This window comes from Arthrobacter sp. KUASC02 (assembly GCF_059739395.1).
On the sequence record NZ_AP046053.1, the window covers coordinates 300,442 to 319,588 of the forward strand.

Consider the following 19,147-nt stretch of genomic DNA (forward strand, 5'->3'; position numbering starts at 1 on the left):
GGGCTCCGGGCCCCTTTTCAAGCACGCTCCGTTGGCGTAGGATCGATTGGACCGTGAACGTTCACGAAACTGCGACGACGCACACGTGCGCCGCGCGCGCTGCACTGGAACCGACCCCAAAACCGAGGACCGCTATGCCCGTTGAGCCCACAACCGCCAGCCCAACCTCCGCAGCAAGCTCCGTCGTCGACGCTGCCGACCGCGCCGACAACGGCGCCGGACTCGCCCTGGTACAGCCGGCGGCTGCTGCCCCCGAACGGCGCCTGGACGTTGCCGCCCAGCAGGCCGCTGATCTGGCGTCGGTGGCTCCCGCGCAGGGCACAAAGCCGGCACGGGCCTACCTCGAGAGCGATGCGCCACGCCTGACGCTGAACGGCGTGTGGAAGTTCAGGCTTCACGCCGGCATCCGGCAGGCGCCACAGGACAGCTGGCAGACAGGCGAAGCCCGTGCGGATTTCGGCGACCTTCCCGTGCCCTCGAGCTGGCCCATGCACGGCCACGGAACGCCCTGGTACACCAACGTTCAGTTCCCCTTCGCCGTGGAACCGCCGGACGTTCCGGACGCCAACCCCGTCGGTGACCTCTTCCGCGAGTTTGAGGCAGGTCCGGAGTTCTTCCCCTCCGCGGTGATCCGTTTCGACGGGATTGAGTCCGCTGGGACCGTATGGCTGAACGGCACGTTGCTGGGCACCACGCGCGGCAGCCGGCTTGCCCACGAATTCGATGCCTCGGGCGTCCTGGTGCCGGGCAGGAACGTGCTGGCAGTACAAGTGGCGCAGTTCTCGGCGGCCAGCTACGTCGAGGACCAGGACATGTGGTGGCTGCCGGGCATCTTCCGCGACGTGACGCTGCAGGCGCGGCCGGCGGACGGAATCGACGACGTCTTCGTCCACGCGGACTTCGATCATCACACCGGCGAAGGCATCCTGCGCGTTGAGGCGAGCCGGGCTGGTAAGGCGATTGCCGCCGTCGTGCGCGTTCCGGAACTGGGGCTGGAACTGCCCGCCGGGGACGAACACCGGATCCCGGGGATTTCGCCGTGGTCGGCGGAAATGCCGCGGCTGTACGACGCCACCGTCAGCACAGCCACCACGGGCGGGCCGGGGGAGACCGTTGCGGTGCAGATCGGCTTCCGGAGCATCGTTATCGAGGACGCGCAGTTCAAAGTGAACGGCCAGCGGATCCTGCTCCGCGGCGTCAACCGCCACGAGCACCATCCCAAGCTGGGCCGCGTGGTCCCGAGGGACGTCATGGAGAGCGAGCTGCGGCTGATGAAGCAGCACAATATCAACGCCATCCGGACGTCGCATTACCCGCCGCATCCGGATTTCCTGGCGCTGGCGGACCGGCTCGGCTTCTACGTTGTGCTTGAGTGCGATCTTGAAACGCACGGTTTCGAAGAGGGCGGCTGGAAGCAGAACCCCAGCGCGGATCCGCAGTGGCAGCCGGCCCTTCTCGACCGGATGTCCCGGACTGTGGAACGGGACAAGAACCACGCCTCGGTGATCATGTGGTCCCTGGGCAATGAGGCAGGCACGGGCGAGAACCTGGCGGCGATGTCCCGCTGGACCAAACTCCGCGACCCGTCCAGGCCCATCCACTATGAGGGCGACTGGAGCTCGGCGTACGTGGACGTCTACTCGCGGATGTACGCCAGCCAGGCTGAGACGGCGCTGATCGGCCAGGGCGTGGAACCTCCCCTGGACGATGCGGAGCTGGACGCACGGCGCCGTGCAATGCCCTTTGTCCTGTGCGAGTACGTCCACGCCATGGGCAACGGGCCGGGCGGCATGTCCGAGTACCAGGAGCTCTTTCATCGCCACCCCAGGCTCATGGGCGGCTTCGTGTGGGAATGGCTGGAGCACGGCATCACCCGCACGGACCCGGACGGCACGGAGTACTTCGTGTACGGCGGCGACTTCGGCGAGGAAGTCCACGACGGCAACTTCGTCACGGACGGCCTCGTGGACGCCAACCGCGTCCCCCGCCCGGGCCTCCTGGATTTCAAGAAAGTCATCGAGCCGCTGGCCCTTGAGGTGGCCGGGGACTGGTCCGCGTTCTCGATCACCAACCGCTTCGATTTCGCCGACACGTCGGGGCTTGAGTTCCGCTACACCGTGGAGGCCGACGGCGTGACGGTCGACGGCGGTCGTGTTGACGTCGCGCCCGTGGCGCCGCACGAATCTGCCGATATCCAGCTGCCGGCCGGACTGCTGGAACGTGCCGCGCACGCGCCGGCGGCGGGTGAACAGGCGCCGGGGCTGGCGGCGCAGGCACCGGCGGTGCTGACGGTCAGCGCGGTGCTCGCGAACGACGCAGTGTGGGCGGAGGCAGGCCACGAAGTTGCCTGGGGCCAGGCGTCAGCCAACGTGCGGGTGGCCCCTGCGCCGGCGGCCGCGGCCGGCGTGGACGTGGACGGTGATTTCCTCCGCCTGGGACCGGCTGTCTTCGAACGGACGTCGGGTTCGCTCATCCGGCTGGGCGAGACTGCGGTCGAGGGGTTCCGGCTGCTGCTGTGGCGTGCACCCACGGACAACGATCTCGGCGCGGAGTGGGGCAGCCCGGATCCGCGTCCTGTGGCCACACAGTGGCTGGACGCGGGGCTCAACCGGATGCATTCACGGCTGGTGGGCATCTCCTCCCGCCCCTCGGCAGACGGCGGCGAAGAACTGGTGGTGCGGACACGGGTTGCTGCCGCGGGCAAGCAGTTCGGTGTCCTCGCCGAATACGTCTGGACCAGTGACGGGTCCACCATCAGCCTTCGGACATCGGTCCGGCCCGACGGTTCATGGGTCAACGCCGGCCGGCCAGTGCCGTGGGCCCGGATAGGCGTGGAACTCGTGCTGGGCTCAGCGGCGGAGTCCGTGGAATGGTTCGGCCAGGGGCCGCATCAGAGCTACCCGGATACGGGCCAGGGCACCAGGCTTGGCTGGCATCGCATGCCGGCGGCCGACATGGACGTCGAATACGTCCGGCCCCAGGAGTCCGGCGCCCGTTCCGGTGTGCACGCGGCAGGGTTGGAGCTCGACGGCGGCCGGCTCACCATAGCGGGTGAGCCCTTCGCACTCACCGTGCGCCCGTACAGCCTGGATGTACTGGATACCGCAAACCACCGGCCGGACCTTGTTCCGGACGGCCGCAGCTACGTGTACCTCGACCACGCCGTGCACGGGATCGGAACCGCCGCCTGCGGCCCGGGCGTATTGGAGGGCTACCGGCTGACGCCGCGGGAGGCTGACTTTACGTTCGTATTTGCTGTGACTCAGTCCACATAAGCCGTTTCGGTGCCGTGGGGCATCCCAAGAGGGCAAGGTCGGCCGGAAATCCGCGGAATTCCGCAGGTTTCCGGCCCAGTCCCACCGTTCGCGGGTGGATTTGTGCGGGGTCCTCTGGGCGTGTAAAGTAATTCGAGTCGCCGCCGCTGATGCGGAAAGATAGCGACCGACCCCCTTCTGAATGGCCTGAAAAACGGCGTCTTTACTGGCGTGCGGAAACCGGGCGGGGATCCTTCCTGTGGTGCTTGTGGGTGGCGGAAACGCCGGTTTGCATAGCGGTCCGGGATCGGGTAAGTTTGGAAAGTTGCTCCGGAGCGATCCGCGACTGAATGGCCTGTTGGTCTGGTTGTGGTGGTGCCGGGTGTGTCTGTTGTTTGAGAACTCAATAGTGTGCCAAGTTTGTTGATACCAATTTTTTGTATTGAATTGGTTGAATTGACTGGATTGTCCATCCCGTGGATGGTCTGGTTTTTACAGCTGGTTTCAAATTTTGTGCATTGTGTGTATCCCGTTTTCCCGGGGGCGCATGGTGTGTCTGTTTTTGTTTTACTTCAACGGAGAGTTTGATCCTGGCTCAGGATGAACGCTGGCGGCGTGCTTAACACATGCAAGTCGAACGATGACCTCCAGCTTGCTGGGGTGATTAGTGGCGAACGGGTGAGTAACACGTGAGTAACCTGCCCTTAACTCTGGGATAAGCCTGGGAAACTGGGTCTAATACCGGATATGACTCCTCATCGCATGGTGGGGGGTGGAAAGCTTTTTGTGGTTTTGGATGGACTCGCGGCCTATCAGCTTGTTGGTGAGGTAATGGCTCACCAAGGCGACGACGGGTAGCCGGCCTGAGAGGGTGACCGGCCACACTGGGACTGAGACACGGCCCAGACTCCTACGGGAGGCAGCAGTGGGGAATATTGCACAATGGGCGAAAGCCTGATGCAGCGACGCCGCGTGAGGGATGACGGCCTTCGGGTTGTAAACCTCTTTCAGTAGGGAAGAAGCGAAAGTGACGGTACCTGCAGAAGAAGCGCCGGCTAACTACGTGCCAGCAGCCGCGGTAATACGTAGGGCGCAAGCGTTATCCGGAATTATTGGGCGTAAAGAGCTCGTAGGCGGTTTGTCGCGTCTGCCGTGAAAGTCCGGGGCTCAACTCCGGATCTGCGGTGGGTACGGGCAGACTAGAGTGATGTAGGGGAGACTGGAATTCCTGGTGTAGCGGTGAAATGCGCAGATATCAGGAGGAACACCGATGGCGAAGGCAGGTCTCTGGGCATTAACTGACGCTGAGGAGCGAAAGCATGGGGAGCGAACAGGATTAGATACCCTGGTAGTCCATGCCGTAAACGTTGGGCACTAGGTGTGGGGGACATTCCACGTTTTCCGCGCCGTAGCTAACGCATTAAGTGCCCCGCCTGGGGAGTACGGCCGCAAGGCTAAAACTCAAAGGAATTGACGGGGGCCCGCACAAGCGGCGGAGCATGCGGATTAATTCGATGCAACGCGAAGAACCTTACCAAGGCTTGACATGGGCCGGACCGGGCTGGAAACAGTCCTTCCCCTTTGGGGCCGGTTCACAGGTGGTGCATGGTTGTCGTCAGCTCGTGTCGTGAGATGTTGGGTTAAGTCCCGCAACGAGCGCAACCCTCGTTCCATGTTGCCAGCGCGTAATGGCGGGGACTCATGGGAGACTGCCGGGGTCAACTCGGAGGAAGGTGGGGACGACGTCAAATCATCATGCCCCTTATGTCTTGGGCTTCACGCATGCTACAATGGCCGGTACAAAGGGTTGCGATACTGTGAGGTGGAGCTAATCCCAAAAAGCCGGTCTCAGTTCGGATTGGGGTCTGCAACTCGACCCCATGAAGTCGGAGTCGCTAGTAATCGCAGATCAGCAACGCTGCGGTGAATACGTTCCCGGGCCTTGTACACACCGCCCGTCAAGTCACGAAAGTTGGTAACACCCGAAGCCGGTGGCCTAACCCCTTGTGGGAGGGAGCTGTCGAAGGTGGGACTGGCGATTGGGACTAAGTCGTAACAAGGTAGCCGTACCGGAAGGTGCGGCTGGATCACCTCCTTTCTAAGGAGCACCTACAAGCACCGTGCCTCATGTATGTGAGTGTGGCGGGTTTGTCAGGAGTAACGCCCGTTGCGCAGACGATTGTTCTGCGGCGGGTGCTCACGGGTGGAATATCAACAAATAGCGGCCGCTGGTTTTTTGCCGGCACCCAGTACGGACCTGTTCTTCGGAGCGTGTCCTGGAACGGTGCGGGTGAGGGGACGGCGGTTTAGTGTTTGGCACACTGTTGGGTCCTGAGACAACAGGACCGGGAGGGAACTTCCGGTACTTGTTTGTTTCTGGTTTCCTGGCTGCATCGATCACATGGTTGCCTGGTCCCTTTGGGGCGGGTGTGTGTGGGGTGTGTGGTACGGGGTTGTTGTTTGAGAACTACATAGTGGACGCGAGCATCTTTTATAAGAAGCAATTTCCAAGAATATGAACCTGGATCTGGCTGCGCGTGATGATGGCATTCCTTTGGGGGTGTGGTTGTTGGGTGTGGTTGGTTTTCGTGGTTCTCTCGAAAATTAGTTTTTTTGATCTTTTGTGGTCAAGTTTTTAAGAGCACACGGTGGATGCCTTGGCATTAGGAGCCGAAGAAGGACGTAGGAATCTGCGATAAGCCTGGGGGAGTCGATAACCGGACTGTGATCCCAGGGTGTCCGAATGGGGAAACCCCGCCAGGGGCGCGAGCTGCCTGGTGACCCGCATCTGAACACATAGGGTGCGTGGAGGGAACGCGGGGAAGTGAAACATCTCAGTACCCGCAGGAAGAGAAAACAATAGTGATTCCGTTAGTAGTGGCGAGCGAACGCGGATCAGGCTAAACCGTTCCATGTGTGATAGCCGGCGGGCGTTGCATGGTCGGGGTTGCGGGACTTTCCGTGCTGTCTCTGCCGGGACAGCGAGGTGTGATGTGCAGGCATAGGTGAACGGTCTTGAAAGGCCGGCCAGAGAGGGTGTGAGCCCCGTAACCGTAATGTTGTGTACCGCCTGGGAAGTATCCCAAGTAGCACGGGGCCCGAGAAATCCCGTGCGAATCTGTCAGGACCACCTGATAAGCCTAAATACTCCCTAATGACCGATAGCGGACCAGTACCGTGAGGGAAAGGTGAAAAGTACCCCGGGAGGGGAGTGAAACAGTACCTGAAACCGTGTGCTTACAATCCGTCGGAGCCAGTCTGATTCTGGTGACGGCGTGCCTTTTGAAGAATGAGCCTGCGAGTTAGTGTTACGTCGCGAGGTTAACCCGTGTGGGGCAGCCGTAGCGAAAGCGAGTCTGAATAGGGCGTTGCAGTGGCGTGATCTAGACCCGAAGCGAAGTGATCTACCCATGGCCAGGTTGAAGCGACGGTAAGACGTCGTGGAGGACCGAACCCACTTCAGTTGAAAATGGAGGGGATGAGCTGTGGGTAGGGGTGAAAGGCCAATCAAACTTCGTGATAGCTGGTTCTCCCCGAAATGCATTTAGGTGCAGCGTTGCGTGTTTCTTACCGGAGGTAGAGCTACTGGATGGCTAATGGGCCCTACAAGGTTACTGACGTCAGCCAAACTCCGAATGCCGGTAAGTGAGAGCGCAGCAGTGAGACTGTGGGGGATAAGCTTCATAGTCGAGAGGGAAACAGCCCAGACCACCAACTAAGGCCCCTAAGCGTGTGCTAAGTGGGAAAGGATGTGGAGTTGCGAAGACAACCAGGAGGTTGGCTTAGAAGCAGCCATCCTTAAAAGAGTGCGTAATAGCTCACTGGTCAAGTGATTCCGCGCCGACAATGTAGCGGGGCTCAAGTACACCGCCGAAGTTGTGGCATTCACATTTTATCCAAGCCTTTGTGGTTCAGGAGTGTGGATGGGTAGGGGAGCGTCGTGTGGGCAGTGAAGTCGCGGTGTAAACCAGCGGTGGAGCCTACACGAGTGAGAATGCAGGCATGAGTAGCGAAAGACGGGTGAGAAACCCGTCCGCCGAATGATCAAGGGTTCCAGGGTCAAGCTAATCTGCCCTGGGTAAGTCGGGACCTAAGGCGAGGCCGACAGGCGTAGTCGATGGACAACGGGTTGATATTCCCGTACCGGCGAAAAACCGCCCATGCTGAACAGGGGATACTAACTGCCCGAAGCCTGACCAATCACCCTTGTGGTGTGCGGTTTTTGGTGGAGCGCGGGACCTGATCCTGGGAGGTAAGCGTATTAACAGGTGTGACGCAGGAAGGTAGCCGAGCCGGGCGATGGTTGTCCCGGTCCAAGGATGTAGGGCGAACGGTAGGCAAATCCGCCGTTCATGATGCCTGAGACCTGACGGGACCCCCGTATGGGGGGATTCGGTGATCCTATGCTGCCTAGAAAAGCATCGACGCGAGGTTTTAGCCGCCCGTACCCCAAACCGACACAGGTGATCAGGTAGAGAATACTAAGGCGATCGAGAGAATTATGGTTAAGGAACTCGGCAAAATGCCCCCGTAACTTCGGGAGAAGGGGGGCCCCAACCTTGAACACCACACGCTGGTGGGAGGGGATCGGGGCCGCAGAGACCAGGGGGAAGCGACTGTTTACTAAAAACACAGGTCCGTGCGAAGTCGCAAGACGATGTATACGGACTGACTCCTGCCCGGTGCTGGAAGGTTAAGAGGACCGGTTAGCCGCAAGGCGAAGCTGAGAATTTAAGCCCCAGTAAACGGCGGTGGTAACTATAACCATCCTAAGGTAGCGAAATTCCTTGTCGGGTAAGTTCCGACCTGCACGAATGGAGTAACGACTTCCCCGCTGTCTCAACCATAAACTCGGCGAAATTGCAGTACGAGTAAAGATGCTCGTTACGCGCAGCAGGACGGAAAGACCCCGAGACCTTTACTATAGTTTGGTATTGGTGTTCGGAGTGGCTTGTGTAGGATAGGTGGGAGACGTTGAAGCCCGGACGCCAGTTCGGGTGGAGTCATCGTTGAAATACCACTCTGGTCACTTTGGACATCTAACTTCGGCCCGTAATCCGGGTCAGGGACAGTGCCTGATGGGTAGTTTAACTGGGGCGGTTGCCTCCTAAAAAGTAACGGAGGCGCCCAAAGGTTCCCTCAGCCTGGTTGGCAATCAGGTGTCGAGTGTAAGTGCACAAGGGAGCTTGACTGTGAGAGAGACATCTCGAGCAGGGACGAAAGTCGGGACTAGTGATCCGGCGGTACATTGTGGAATGGCCGTCGCTCAACGGATAAAAGGTACCTCGGGGATAACAGGCTGATCTTGCCCAAGAGTCCATATCGACGGCATGGTTTGGCACCTCGATGTCGGCTCGTCGCATCCTGGGGCTGGAGTAGGTCCCAAGGGTTGGGCTGTTCGCCCATTAAAGCGGTACGCGAGCTGGGTTTAGAACGTCGTGAGACAGTTCGGTCCCTATCCGCTGCGCGCGCAGGAAATTTGAGAAGGGCTGTCCTTAGTACGAGAGGACCGGGACGGACGAACCTCTGGTGTGTCAGTTGTACTGCCAAGTGCACCGCTGATTAGCTACGTTCGGATGGGATAACCGCTGAAAGCATCTAAGCGGGAAGCTCGCTTCGAGATGAGATTTCCATACACCTTGTGTGTGAGAGGCCCCCAGCCAGACCACTGGGTTGATAGGCCGGATGTGGAAGCGAGGACTAACGACTCGTGAAGCTGACCGGTACTAATAGGCCGATAACTTACACCACACACCACCCCGCAAACCCAACTTCAAAAGGGGTTTGCACCCAGGGGGTGGTACAAAGAAACAAGACTGCTTGCGTCCACTATGTGGTTCCCAACCAACAAACCCGTTGCGTTGCAGGAACAAAACACAACAAAATAACAACACCACAACTGCCTTAACACCGCAGAAAAGTTGTAACCACCAGATTTCCCACCACCACCCCCACGGGGCCGGCCGGTGCGGAGCAAGGGTTACGGCGGTCATAGCGTGGGGGAAACGCCCGGTCCCATTCCGAACCCGGAAGCTAAGACCCACAGCGCCGATGGTACTGCACCCGGGAGGGTGTGGGAGAGTAGGTCACCGCCGGAACACCATTCAGGTCGAGAGCCCCAACCACACGGTTGGGGCTCTCCCACTTTAACCACCACAACCAACCCACTCCCGGAACGTGCACCCCCAGAGCAACCCACTCCCACTCCCCGGGCCCCTCAGACGAACCCTCTCCCACTTCCCGCGTCGTTCTGACGAACCCTCTCCCACCACCCGCACCGCCCGGCCACGCCGGCCAGGCACCCAACCCCAGCCACCGCCGTCGAACCCCCCGGTGAGAGAGCGTTAGGTTGGAACCCTCAGGAACTGAGAGAGCGTTGCCGGGGCGGGCACGAAAGGTGAGAGAGCGTTCTGGCCCGTCCCTGCGGGAGCTGCGGCGACCGTCCGCTGATGGCGAAATACGGGGCCAAAAGGCCTCAAAACCGGTGATTTACCTCAAAAAATGGCGGAAACACGCGGAATTTGCGGACCTGACCGCGGCAAGCTGGTAAGTTTTCGAACAGTGGCTTGTGCGCACGCCGCGTTCAGGCTCCAGAAATCATGACCGTCCAGGAGGACATCAATGGCTAAGAACCGTAGTGAACTTGTTTCAGAGGTAGCAGGCAAGGCCGGCACCAGCCAGGCAGCCGTCAACTCCGTGCTCGATGCACTGTTCGAGGTATTCGAGACCTCTGTCGCCGCGGGCGAGAAGATCACCATCCCGGGCTGGCTCGCAGTTGAGCGCACCGACCGTGCAGCTCGCACCGGCCGCAACCCGCAGACCGGCGAGACCATCCAGATCGCCGCTGGCCACAGCGTCAAGCTGACCGCCGGCTCCAAGCTGAAGGCTGCTGTCTCCAAGAAGTAGCACCGGCGTCCAACGCTTGAAAGGGAGCGGCAACCTGAGGGTTGCCGCTCCCTTTGCGTTAACTGCCGTTTAGCGCAACCGGCCGATTCGCGGCGCAGGCACCCGTAGCGGACAATGGATAGGTGCCCTCAGCAGCAAAATCCCGCCCCACCGTTCCGCAGCCTTCCCCCACTCCGGGCAGGACGGGGGCATCCGGCAGCGTGGCGGGCATTTCGCGGGCATGGCAGTTCGCCGGCCTTGCAGCACTCTTCCTGGGACTTGCGGCCGCACTCCTGTTCTCCGGAGCCGCAGCTGCACGCGAGGTGTCCGATCCCGGAGCGCTGATCCGCTGGGGACTGCCCATCAGCAAGGCCATCCACAACGTCTCGCTGGCCACGGTGATCGGCGGCCTGATTTTCGCCGTCGGCATCCTGCCCCGCAACGCCAACGGATCCCGGTCCAAGGACACAGCGACACCCGAGCATCCGGCGTTCTCCCGTGCCTTGGCCGTGGCCGCTGCTGCCGGTGCCGCATGGACGCTGTCAGCGATTGCAGTGCTGGTGCTGACCTATTCGGATGTTGCCGGCCAGTCCCTCTCCGGGGATGCGGAGTTCACCCGCGCGCTGGTCTACTTCATGACGGACATCGAAACCGGGCGGGCCTGGCTCGCCGTCACCATCGTTGCCGCAGTGGTGACCACGGCACTGTTCGGGGTGAGGTCCCTGACGGGCCTGGCCCTCACGCTAGTGCTGTCGCTGGTGGGCATGGTGCCCATCGCCCTCATCGGCCACTCCTCAAGCTCCAGCGACCATGAAGGCGCAATCAACTCCCTGGCCCTGCACCTTGTGGGCGTGTCCGCGTGGGTTGGCGGCATCATCATGCTGGCTGTCCTGTCCGGCATCCTGGCTGGCGCCAAGGGGGGCGCCAAGGCGGGCGCCACCGCCAACGCCGGTGCCAAAGCAGCCGGCAAAGCCGACATCACCGAGCCCACGCTCCGCCGTTTCTCCTCCCTGGCCGGATTCGCCTTTGTCCTGGTATTCGCCTCCGGCGTCATCAATGCGAGCATCCGGATCACCACCTGGCACGACCTTTTCGGATCCGCCTACGGGCAGATGGTGCTCGCCAAGGCCGTCGCCACGCTGATGCTCGGCGTCATCGGCCTCATGCACCGCCAATGGGTGATCCCGCAGCTGAACCGCAAGGGCGGCGCCCTTTCCTCCCGCCGGGTGCTGTGGCAGCTGGTGATCGCGGAACTGCTGATCATGGGTGCCACCTCAGGCATCGCCGTCGCCCTTGGCCGTTCAGCCCCGCCTCAGCCCACCACCTTCGCTCCCGACGCCTCGCCGGCGTTCATCCTCTCCGGCTACGAACTGCCGCCAGAGCTGACTCCGGAACGCTGGTTGACCGAATGGCGGCTGGACTGGCTCTGGATCGCCGTCGCCGCCTTCGGCCTCGTCTCGTATTTCCTCGGCGTCGCCAAGGTCCTGCGCCGCGGCGACAAATGGTCCTGGTTCCGGAGCATCAACTGGGTGATCGGGCTGGTGGTGCTCACCTACATCACCTCCGGGCCGCCGTCCGTCTACGGCCGGGTGTTGTTCTCCGCCCACATGGTGGACCACATGGCGCTGACCATGGTGGCGCCGATCTTCCTGGTGCTTGGCGCCCCCGTGACCCTCGCACTGCGCGCCCTCCCCGCGCGCGGAGACGGCTCGCGGGGCCTGCGCGAATGGCTGCTGCTGTTTGTGCACTCCAAGTTCTCCCAGCTGGTGACGCACCCGCTCTTCGCCGCGGCCAACTTTGCCGGTTCCATCGTGCTGTTCTACTACTCGGATGCGTTCGGCTACGCCATGCGCGACCACGTGGGCCACGAACTCATGAACCTGCACTTCGCCCTCACCGGCTATATCTTCGTGCTGACCATGATCGGCACGGACCCGCTGCCCCGCCGCGCGCCCTACCCGATGCGGCTGTTGCTGCTGCTGGCCACCATGGGCTTCCACGCCTTCTTCGGCGTCGCGATCATGGGCGGCACCAACCTGCTGGCCGCGGACTACTTCGGCAACCTGGGCCGGGCATGGGGGCCCTCCGCGCTGCTGGACCAGCAGATGGGCGGCGCAGTGGCCTGGGGCATCGGCGAAGTACCCACGCTCCTGGTGGCCATCGGCGTCGCCATCATGTGGTCCCGTTCCGATGCACGGGAGTCCAAACGGACCGACCGCGCGGCCGACAGGAATAACGACGCCGATCTCACTGCTTACAACAATATGTTTGCCAAGTTGGCTGAACGCGACACCAAGCTGGCTGAACGCAACTCAAAGCTGGAAGGACGCTGATGAGCGAAACCGTACGCACCCACCTCCGGGTCCGCGCCTCCGAACTGGTGGGCCGTAACTGGCTGAACACCGGCGGGAAATCCCTGGACCTGGAAGCCCTGCGCGGCAAGATCGTGCTCCTGGACTTCTGGACCTTCTGCTGCATCAACTGCCTGCACGTGCTCGATGAGCTGCGCCCGCTCGAGGAGAAGTACTCCGACGTCCTGGTGACCGTGGGCGTGCACTCCCCGAAGTTCGAGCACGAGGCCGACCCCGTCGCCCTCGCGGCCGCCGTGGAGCGCTACGAGATCCACCACCCCGTCCTGGACGACCCCGAACTGGAAACCTGGAAGGCCTACACGGCACGCGCCTGGCCCACCCTGGTGGTCATCGACCCCGAGGGCTACATCGTGGCGCACCTGTCCGGCGAAGGCCACGCGGACGGCCTGTCCGTACTGATCCCGGAACTCATCGCCCAGCACGAGGCCAAGGGCACCCTGCACCGGGGCAACGGCCCGTACGTTGCTCCGGAGCCGACGTCGGGCACCTTGCGGTTCCCGGGCAAGGCCCTCTTCCTCCCGGCGGGCCGGGGCACCCGCTCCAACGGGACTGCAGATGCCGGGACGTCCGACGGCGGGACGTCCGGCGGCGTCGCGCCCGACTCCGGCTCCTGGCTCGTTACGGACACCGGCCACCACCGGTTGGTGGAACTGGACACGGACTTCCACACGGTGCTGCGCACCTACGGTTCCGGGACGAAGGGCTACGCGGACGGCCCTGGCGCCGACGTCGACTCCGTCAAACCCGCCGCACAGTTCAACGAACCGCAGGGCCTTGTCCTGCTGCCGGAAGACGTGGCAGCGAAGACCGGTTACGACGTCGTAATTGCCGACTCCGTCAACCACCGCCTGCGCGGGCTGTCCCTCGCGGACGGAACCGTCACCACGCTCGCCGGCAGCGGCGTCCAGCGCCTGCTGGAGACTGGGCCGGCACGGGTGGACGAGGACGCCGCAGGCTTCACCGGCCGCCTCAGCGATCATCCCCTGGACGTGGCGCTGAGCTCTCCGTGGGACGTGGTGTGGTCCGCCAAGCTCGACGCCGTGGTGGTCGCCATGGCCGGCGTCCACCAGATCTTCAGCTTCGACCCCCTCTCAGGTGCCGTGTCCATCCTGGCCGGAAACGGGCTGGAAGGCCTTCAGGATGGCCCCGCCCACGAAGCATGGTTCGCCCAGTCGTCCGGCCTGGCCGAGGATGCCGACGGCAACATCTGGGTGGCTGACTCCGAGACGTCCGCCCTGCGCAAACTGGTGATTGACGACGCCGGTACGGTCACCGTGGAGACCGCCGTGGGCAAGGGCCTGTTTGACTTTGGCTTCCGTGACGGGCCGGCCGCCGACGCCAGGCTGCAGCACCCCCTTGGCGTCACGGTGCTGCCGGACGGTTCCGTGGCCATCGCCGACACCTACAACGGCGCCGTCCGCCGCTACGACCCCGCCACCGGAACCGTGTCCACGCTGGCGCGGGGACTTTCCGAGCCGTCCGACGTGATTGTGGACCACACGCACACGGCCGGCTCCGAGCCGCTGCTGGTGGTGGTGGAAGCCAACAAGCACCAGCTGATCTACGTGCCCATCCCCAAGGAAGCGCAGCAGGTGGACGAGGGCGCGGTGCAGACACACCGGCCCAAGAGCCCCGTAGCGCCCGGGACGCTGGGACTGACGGTCCGCTTCACGGCGCCCACGGGACAGAAGCTCGACGACCGCTGGGGCGATCCCACGCAGCTGAAGATCTCCTCCACCCCGCACGAGTTGCTGGTGTCCGGCGGCGGAACATCAGTGGGCCTGCAGCGGACCCTGGAGCTCTCCTCCGACGTGCCGGAGGGCGTCCTGCACATCACCGCCCGCGCTGCCGCTTGCGATGGCCCCGAAACGGCCGACGGCGAGATCCCCGACCACGCGGCCTGCCACCTGTACCAGCAGGACTGGGGCATCCCGGTGGTGCTGCAGGCGGACGGCGACACTGAGCTGGTCCTGGACCTCCGCGGGATGGACTGAGGCCGGTTGCTTGAGGGCTGCCGTTCGTGACGAGGCGTCACGGACGGCAGCCTTTTGGCGTTAAAGAGGCCTCTGGATGCCGCGAATCCAGGACCCGCAAGGCGGCCAGGCTGCAAAAGGATGCACGGCGTGACGCACGGCCCCAACTAGCCAGCGTGCGTTGCGACTTTCCACATACAAGCAGTGAAGGGTGCCGAGCGGTTCCCGCCCTGTGCAGGATGTCGGCATGGATGTGATGGAGGCGTTGGCTGCGTGCGGGGGAGCGGCAAGGCGGCCTGCTCTCGCCAGGCTCGGGGTGGACGACGCTGCGTTGCGACGAGCCTCCAGGGCGAATATCGACCAGCCTGCTCGGGGCGTGTATGCGCTCCCTTCGGCAGATCCTGCCCACGTGGCTCTGATCCTGCGGCGTCAGCTCCATACCTGCATCAGTGCCGCGCCCTCCTACGGGCTATGGGTGCTGGAACCTTCCGGGCCCGCCCATGTGTACCACCGTCGTGGCGAAGTCTTCGATCGTGAGGTGCAGCACGGCGGACTCCTCCAGCCCCCGAATTCCACGAGGCCGGTGGCAGCACTCGCCGACGTGCTGATCCATGCCCTGCGGTGCTTGCCGTTCCGGGAGTCGCTGATCATGGTCGAATGCGCCGTGGGCAGGGGCGACATGGCTGTGGAGTTCCTGCGGCAGCAGTTGCCGGGGCGCCGCAACGGGCGGGCCCGTGCCGTCCTCCAGTGGGTGGACCGCGGTGCGGAGTCGATGTTGGAGACCCTGGCCAGGACGTGCTTCCGCCAAGCAGGGATCACGGTGGAGTCGCAGGTCTACATCGACGGAGTAGGGTACGTGGACCTGCTGCTGGAAGGCTGGCTGGTAGTCGAACTTGACGGGCGCCATCACGGCGACTGGAGACAGGTGAAGAAGGACCAGCGCCGGAACAACCGCTCCGTGGTGGAAGGCTACACAGTTCTCCGCTACTACTATGCGGACGTGGTGCACGGCCCGGAGCAGATGCTGGCCGAGGTTCTCGCGGTGCTGGCCGGGCGCCGGGGTCTGCAGCCCTGAGTGGCAGCGCGTCACTGAGTGCAGGCTTTTACGCCTCCACGGAACAAGGTTCGGCAGGAATCCGCATCCGGACGAGGCACAGCGGGGTAAAAGTCTGCCCTGCGTGACGGTGCGTGACGGCCGGACTGCGTGACGGCCGGGCGACCTGGTGACGGCGCCCTAGTAGCTGAGGAGCGGGGTGACCCTGATGGTGTCGCCGTCGACGTCCAGTCGCGTGGTGAAGCTGAAGTCGTGTTCCACATCCAGGTTGGTCACGGCGCCGCTGAACAGGTCGGTCTGCTGCGCCCGCAACCGTGCCTTCCCGTCCAGCGGGGCCACCACCCAGCGTCCGCCGAAGGGCTCAATGGACACCTTGGGGTACTCGCTGATGCTCCAGTCAATGGTTCCCGGCGTCACCCGGTTGAAAGTGGCGTGGTAGAACGGGCAGTCCGGCTGCAGCTTCTGCTCCTTCACGGCTCCCGCGGCGCAGGTGTCCAGGAATTCCTTGACCTTGGCCGCCACAGCATCCCTCAGCGCCGGGGTGGCCTCCGTCAGGAGGCTCAGCGGCGCCGTCGGGACATCGCGGCCGGACACTGTGGCGCGGCTGGCCGGGGCCGAGAAGAATTCGCCGTTGAGGCTGGCCTCGTACTCGCCGGGATAAAACACGGCGAAGGTATTGCGGCCGTTGGGCATGTTCACGGGAATGCCGTTGAGGGTGGCCTGGTTGGAGTTGACCACGGTGACTTCCAGGACGGGCAATGTGGCAGGCACAAACGCCCATTTGTTGAAGAAAAGCCATTCGGTGCCGGTCCGCTCCAGCAGGAACTCGGTACTGAGCCGGCTGCCGTCAATGGTGTATTCCATCGGAACCATGACCTGGTTCCCGGTGCGGTCCTGCGTCTCGCCGAACTTCACGTTCGTCACCCGGGACGCGGCCGTTTGCAGCGCGGTTCCGTCCAGCATGGCGGCGTCGCTTTGCGGCACGGAGGCACGCAGGAGGCCCAGCGCTTTTTCGCCTTCGCCCTTCTGCAATGCATCCAAATATTCACGTACCGGCTGCTCGGGACTCGCCACCGAGGCGTTGACCAGGTTCACCGCCACAACGGCTCCGGCGATGGCAAGCATCAGGCCCAGCAGCCACCCGGCTGCGATCCTCACCAACGCTTGACTCATCTGCACGCACCTTACGTTACCGGTAAGGCACGTGAAAGCAGGTGCAGGGGCCGCCCTCCATGACGCTACAGAGCGGCTGTCAGACAGTCCGACGGCGGCTGGCTGGCTCCCGCGGTCGGCCCTTCAGGCGCCCGGCGGAGGTTCTAGCGCCGGCGCCTCGAGGAGGTGCCGAAGACGCCCCGCAGCAACTCCCGGCCCAGCTGGGTGCCGAGCGAACGGGCCATGCTTTTGAGGCCGCCGCCGAGTGCGCCGCCCAGGGCTCCGGCGAGGTCGCCCATCATTCCGCCGCCTTGTTCCTGCGGCGCCCGTGGTGCCTGGCGCTCGCTGCTGCGCGGCCGCTCCGGTGCCGGGGCAGGCCTGCTGCTGGGGCGGCCGAGGATCTCCTCCTCGATGCGGCGGGCATCGGCGTCGACCGCTGCCTGGTCCATTCCCGGAACAGGGCCGGGAACAAAGACGTCCCTGGCCGGTGCGGGCGGCTGGCCGGGGGCTGCCGCGCCCGTGGGCGCCGCGCTCTTTCCGGAGATCTTCTCGTAGGCGGATACGTTGTCAACCGCGGTGCCGTATTTGGCGAGCAGTGCGGAGCCGGCCACGGTGCTCTTGACCAGCTCCTCGGTGCTGGGGCCCATGACCGATTCCGGGGCCCGCAGCCGGGTCAAAGCCACCGGGGTAGGAGCGCCCTTCTCATTCATCACCGTGATGACGGCTTCACCAATGCCGGCCGACGTCAGCGTTTCTTCGAGGTCGTAGTCGCTCACCGGGAACGTGGACACGGTGGCTTTCAGGGCCTTGGCGTCCTCCGGCGTGAATGCCCTCAACGCGTGCTGGATGCGGTTGGCCAGCTGTCCCAGGACATCAGCCGGAACATCCTTCGGCGTCTGGGTGACGAAGAAGATGCCCACGCCCTTGGAGCGGATGAGCCGGACGGTGGTGGTGATGGCTTCCAGGAACGCCTTGGAAGCGTCGTTGAACAGCAGGTGGGCTTCGTCGAGGAAGAAGACCAGCTTGGGTTTGTCCAGGTCCCCGGCTTCGGGCAGGTCCTCGAAAAGGTCCGCGAGCAACCACATGAGGAAGGTGGAAAACACCATCGGCTTGGTCTGCAGCGTGGGCAGTTCCAGGCAGGTGACAACGCCGCGGCCGTCCGGCGCCGTGCGCAGCAGCTCGGCCGTGTCGAACTCGGGTTCACCAAAGAACGCCTCCATGCCCTGGGCCTCCAGGGTCACCAGTTCGCGGAGGATGACGCCGGCGGTCGCCTTGGACAGGCCGCCCAGCGCCTCCAGTTCGTCCTTGCCTTCGTCAGAGGTGAGGAACTGGATGACCGCCCGGAGGTCCTTCAGGTCGATCAGTTCCAGGTTGTTTTTGTCCGCAAAGTGGAAGACGAGCTGCAGGCTGGATTCCTGCGTGTCGTTGAGTTCCAAAATGCGGGAAAGCAGGATGGGGCCGAAGGACGTGATGGTGGCCCGGACCGGGATGCCGTTGCCGTCGCCGCCGAGCGCCAGGAACTCCACCGGAAAAGTCTTGCCCGCCCAGGCCTGGCCGATGCCGTCCGTGCGGGCCTTCAGTTTCTCGCTGCCCGCCGCTGCGGTTGCGAGGCCGGAGAGATCACCCTTGATGTCGGCGAGGAATACGGGTACGCCGGCGTTGGAGAGCTGCTCCGCCATCATGTGGAGCGTGACGGTCTTGCCGGTGCCCGTTGCGCCCGCCACCAGTCCGTGCCGGTTCATCATGGAGAGCGGCAGCCGGACAGGGGCATCCTTGTGGACTTCGCCGTCCACAATCGCGGCTCCCAGTTCGATGGTGGCGCCCTCCAGGGTGTAGCCCTTCTGGATGGTGGCGACTTTATCTGCGGTGGATTTGATGGCCATGCCGATAGCTTAGCCGCGCGGCTCCAGATCTTTGCTGAATGCCAGGAACTTGATGGTTTCGGGATCGGCTGCCAGGTCGAACAGCGGCTCGTAGCCGGAGTTGAGGTAGAGGTGCTTCGCCTCGGGCTGCCGCGGGCCGGTGGTCAGGTACACCCGGTTGTAGCCGCGGCGGGCGGCGAGGGCTTCAAGCTCGGCCAGCACGAACCGGGCCAGGCCGCGGCGCCGGTGGGCGGAGTGGGTCCAGATCCGTTTGAACTCCGCCGTGTCTGGCCCGTGCCGCCGGAACGCTCCGCCGGCCACGGATTCGCCGTTTTCCTGGACGATCAGCAGGGCACCCCCCGGAGCGACGAATTCCTCGGCAGGGTAGCGGTTGAGTTCTTCTGCCGCAGCTCCCCGGCCGAACAGGTTCCCGTAGCGTGAGTCGTATTCCTGGGCGAGCTCGTCAAGCAGCGGCCGCACCCGAGCGTCGTGCATGGGCAGGCTGAGCACCGTCAGTTCGGACGCCCGCACGCGCGCCGGAGCCTCCACGCGCGCCGGAGCCGACGATGTTGCCGCCGCCTGCAAAGACGCCGGC

General features: G+C 63.6%; 8 protein-coding genes and 3 rRNA genes. 8 read left to right on the plus strand and 3 right to left on the minus strand.

Going from position 1 to position 19,147, the window contains the following annotated elements:
• The first annotated feature begins 134 nt into the window (after positions 1-134).
• From AC6JAC_RS01375 to AC6JAC_RS01410, 8 genes are all read left to right on the plus strand, one after another.
• Entirely contained in the window at positions 135-3,275 is a 3,141-nt protein-coding gene (locus tag AC6JAC_RS01375) for a glycoside hydrolase family 2 TIM barrel-domain containing protein (protein ID WP_497963146.1), read from the plus strand.
• A gap of 551 nt (positions 3,276-3,826) precedes the next feature.
• A 16S ribosomal RNA gene (locus AC6JAC_RS01380) occupies positions 3,827-5,352 on the plus strand.
• Positions 5,353-5,879: 527 nt separating this feature from the next.
• Positions 5,880-9,005 (plus strand): 23S ribosomal RNA (locus AC6JAC_RS01385).
• A 230-nt stretch (positions 9,006-9,235) separates the two neighbouring features.
• A 5S ribosomal RNA gene (rrf, locus tag AC6JAC_RS01390) occupies positions 9,236-9,352 on the plus strand.
• Together the 16S, 23S and 5S rRNA genes form the textbook arrangement of a ribosomal RNA operon.
• A gap of 523 nt (positions 9,353-9,875) precedes the next feature.
• Positions 9,876-10,160, plus strand: coding sequence for an HU family DNA-binding protein (locus AC6JAC_RS01395; RefSeq protein ID WP_028271010.1), 285 nt, complete (start codon positions 9,876-9,878; stop codon positions 10,158-10,160).
• 122 nt (positions 10,161-10,282) lie between these two features.
• The gene (locus tag AC6JAC_RS01400; protein ID WP_497963148.1) at positions 10,283-12,472 is read left to right on the plus strand and encodes a bifunctional copper resistance protein CopD/cytochrome c oxidase assembly protein; all 2,190 of its coding nucleotides are present in this window, start codon (positions 10,283-10,285) and stop codon (positions 12,470-12,472) included.
• Positions 12,472-14,505 carry an NHL domain-containing thioredoxin family protein gene (locus AC6JAC_RS01405; RefSeq protein WP_028271008.1) on the plus strand — a complete coding sequence of 678 codons (2,034 nt, stop codon included), beginning with the start codon at positions 12,472-12,474 and terminating at the stop codon, positions 14,503-14,505. Before AC6JAC_RS01400 ends, AC6JAC_RS01405 begins: the two co-directional genes overlap by 1 nt.
• 388 nt (positions 14,506-14,893) lie before the next feature.
• Positions 14,894-15,559: an endonuclease domain-containing protein gene (locus AC6JAC_RS01410; RefSeq protein WP_497963150.1), complete on the plus strand. Its 666-nt coding sequence runs from the start codon at positions 14,894-14,896 to the stop codon at positions 15,557-15,559.
• A gap of 159 nt (positions 15,560-15,718) precedes the next feature.
• On the opposite strand, the gene AC6JAC_RS01415 is transcribed toward AC6JAC_RS01410, so the two are convergent.
• From AC6JAC_RS01415 to AC6JAC_RS01425, 3 genes are all read right to left on the minus strand, one after another.
• Positions 15,719-16,711, minus strand: coding sequence for a hypothetical protein (locus AC6JAC_RS01415; protein ID WP_028271006.1), 993 nt, complete (start codon positions 16,709-16,711; stop codon positions 15,719-15,721).
• A 143-nt stretch (positions 16,712-16,854) separates the two neighbouring features.
• Entirely contained in the window at positions 16,855-18,573 is a 1,719-nt protein-coding gene (locus AC6JAC_RS01420; protein WP_497963152.1) for a helicase HerA-like domain-containing protein, read from the minus strand.
• Positions 18,574-18,582: 9 nt separating this feature from the next.
• The gene (locus AC6JAC_RS01425) at positions 18,583-19,047 is read right to left on the minus strand and encodes a GNAT family N-acetyltransferase (RefSeq protein WP_231511226.1); all 465 of its coding nucleotides are present in this window, start codon (positions 19,045-19,047) and stop codon (positions 18,583-18,585) included.
• Positions 19,048-19,147 lie beyond the last annotated feature (100 nt).

Coding starts and splice junctions, on each gene's coding strand:
- AC6JAC_RS01375 (WP_497963146.1), top strand. CDS start 135: ATGCCCGTTGAGCCCACAACCGCCAGCCCAACCTCCGCAGCAAGCTCC.
- AC6JAC_RS01395 (WP_028271010.1), top strand. CDS start 9,876: ATGGCTAAGAACCGTAGTGAACTTGTTTCAGAGGTAGCAGGCAAGGCC.
- AC6JAC_RS01405 (WP_028271008.1), top strand. CDS start 12,472: ATGAGCGAAACCGTACGCACCCACCTCCGGGTCCGCGCCTCCGAACTG.
- AC6JAC_RS01415 (WP_028271006.1), bottom strand. CDS start 16,711: ATGAGTCAAGCGTTGGTGAGGATCGCAGCCGGGTGGCTGCTGGGCCTG.
- AC6JAC_RS01420 (WP_497963152.1), bottom strand. CDS start 18,573: ATGGCCATCAAATCCACCGCAGATAAAGTCGCCACCATCCAGAAGGGC.
- AC6JAC_RS01425 (WP_231511226.1), bottom strand. CDS start 19,047: ATGCACGACGCTCGGGTGCGGCCGCTGCTTGACGAGCTCGCCCAGGAA.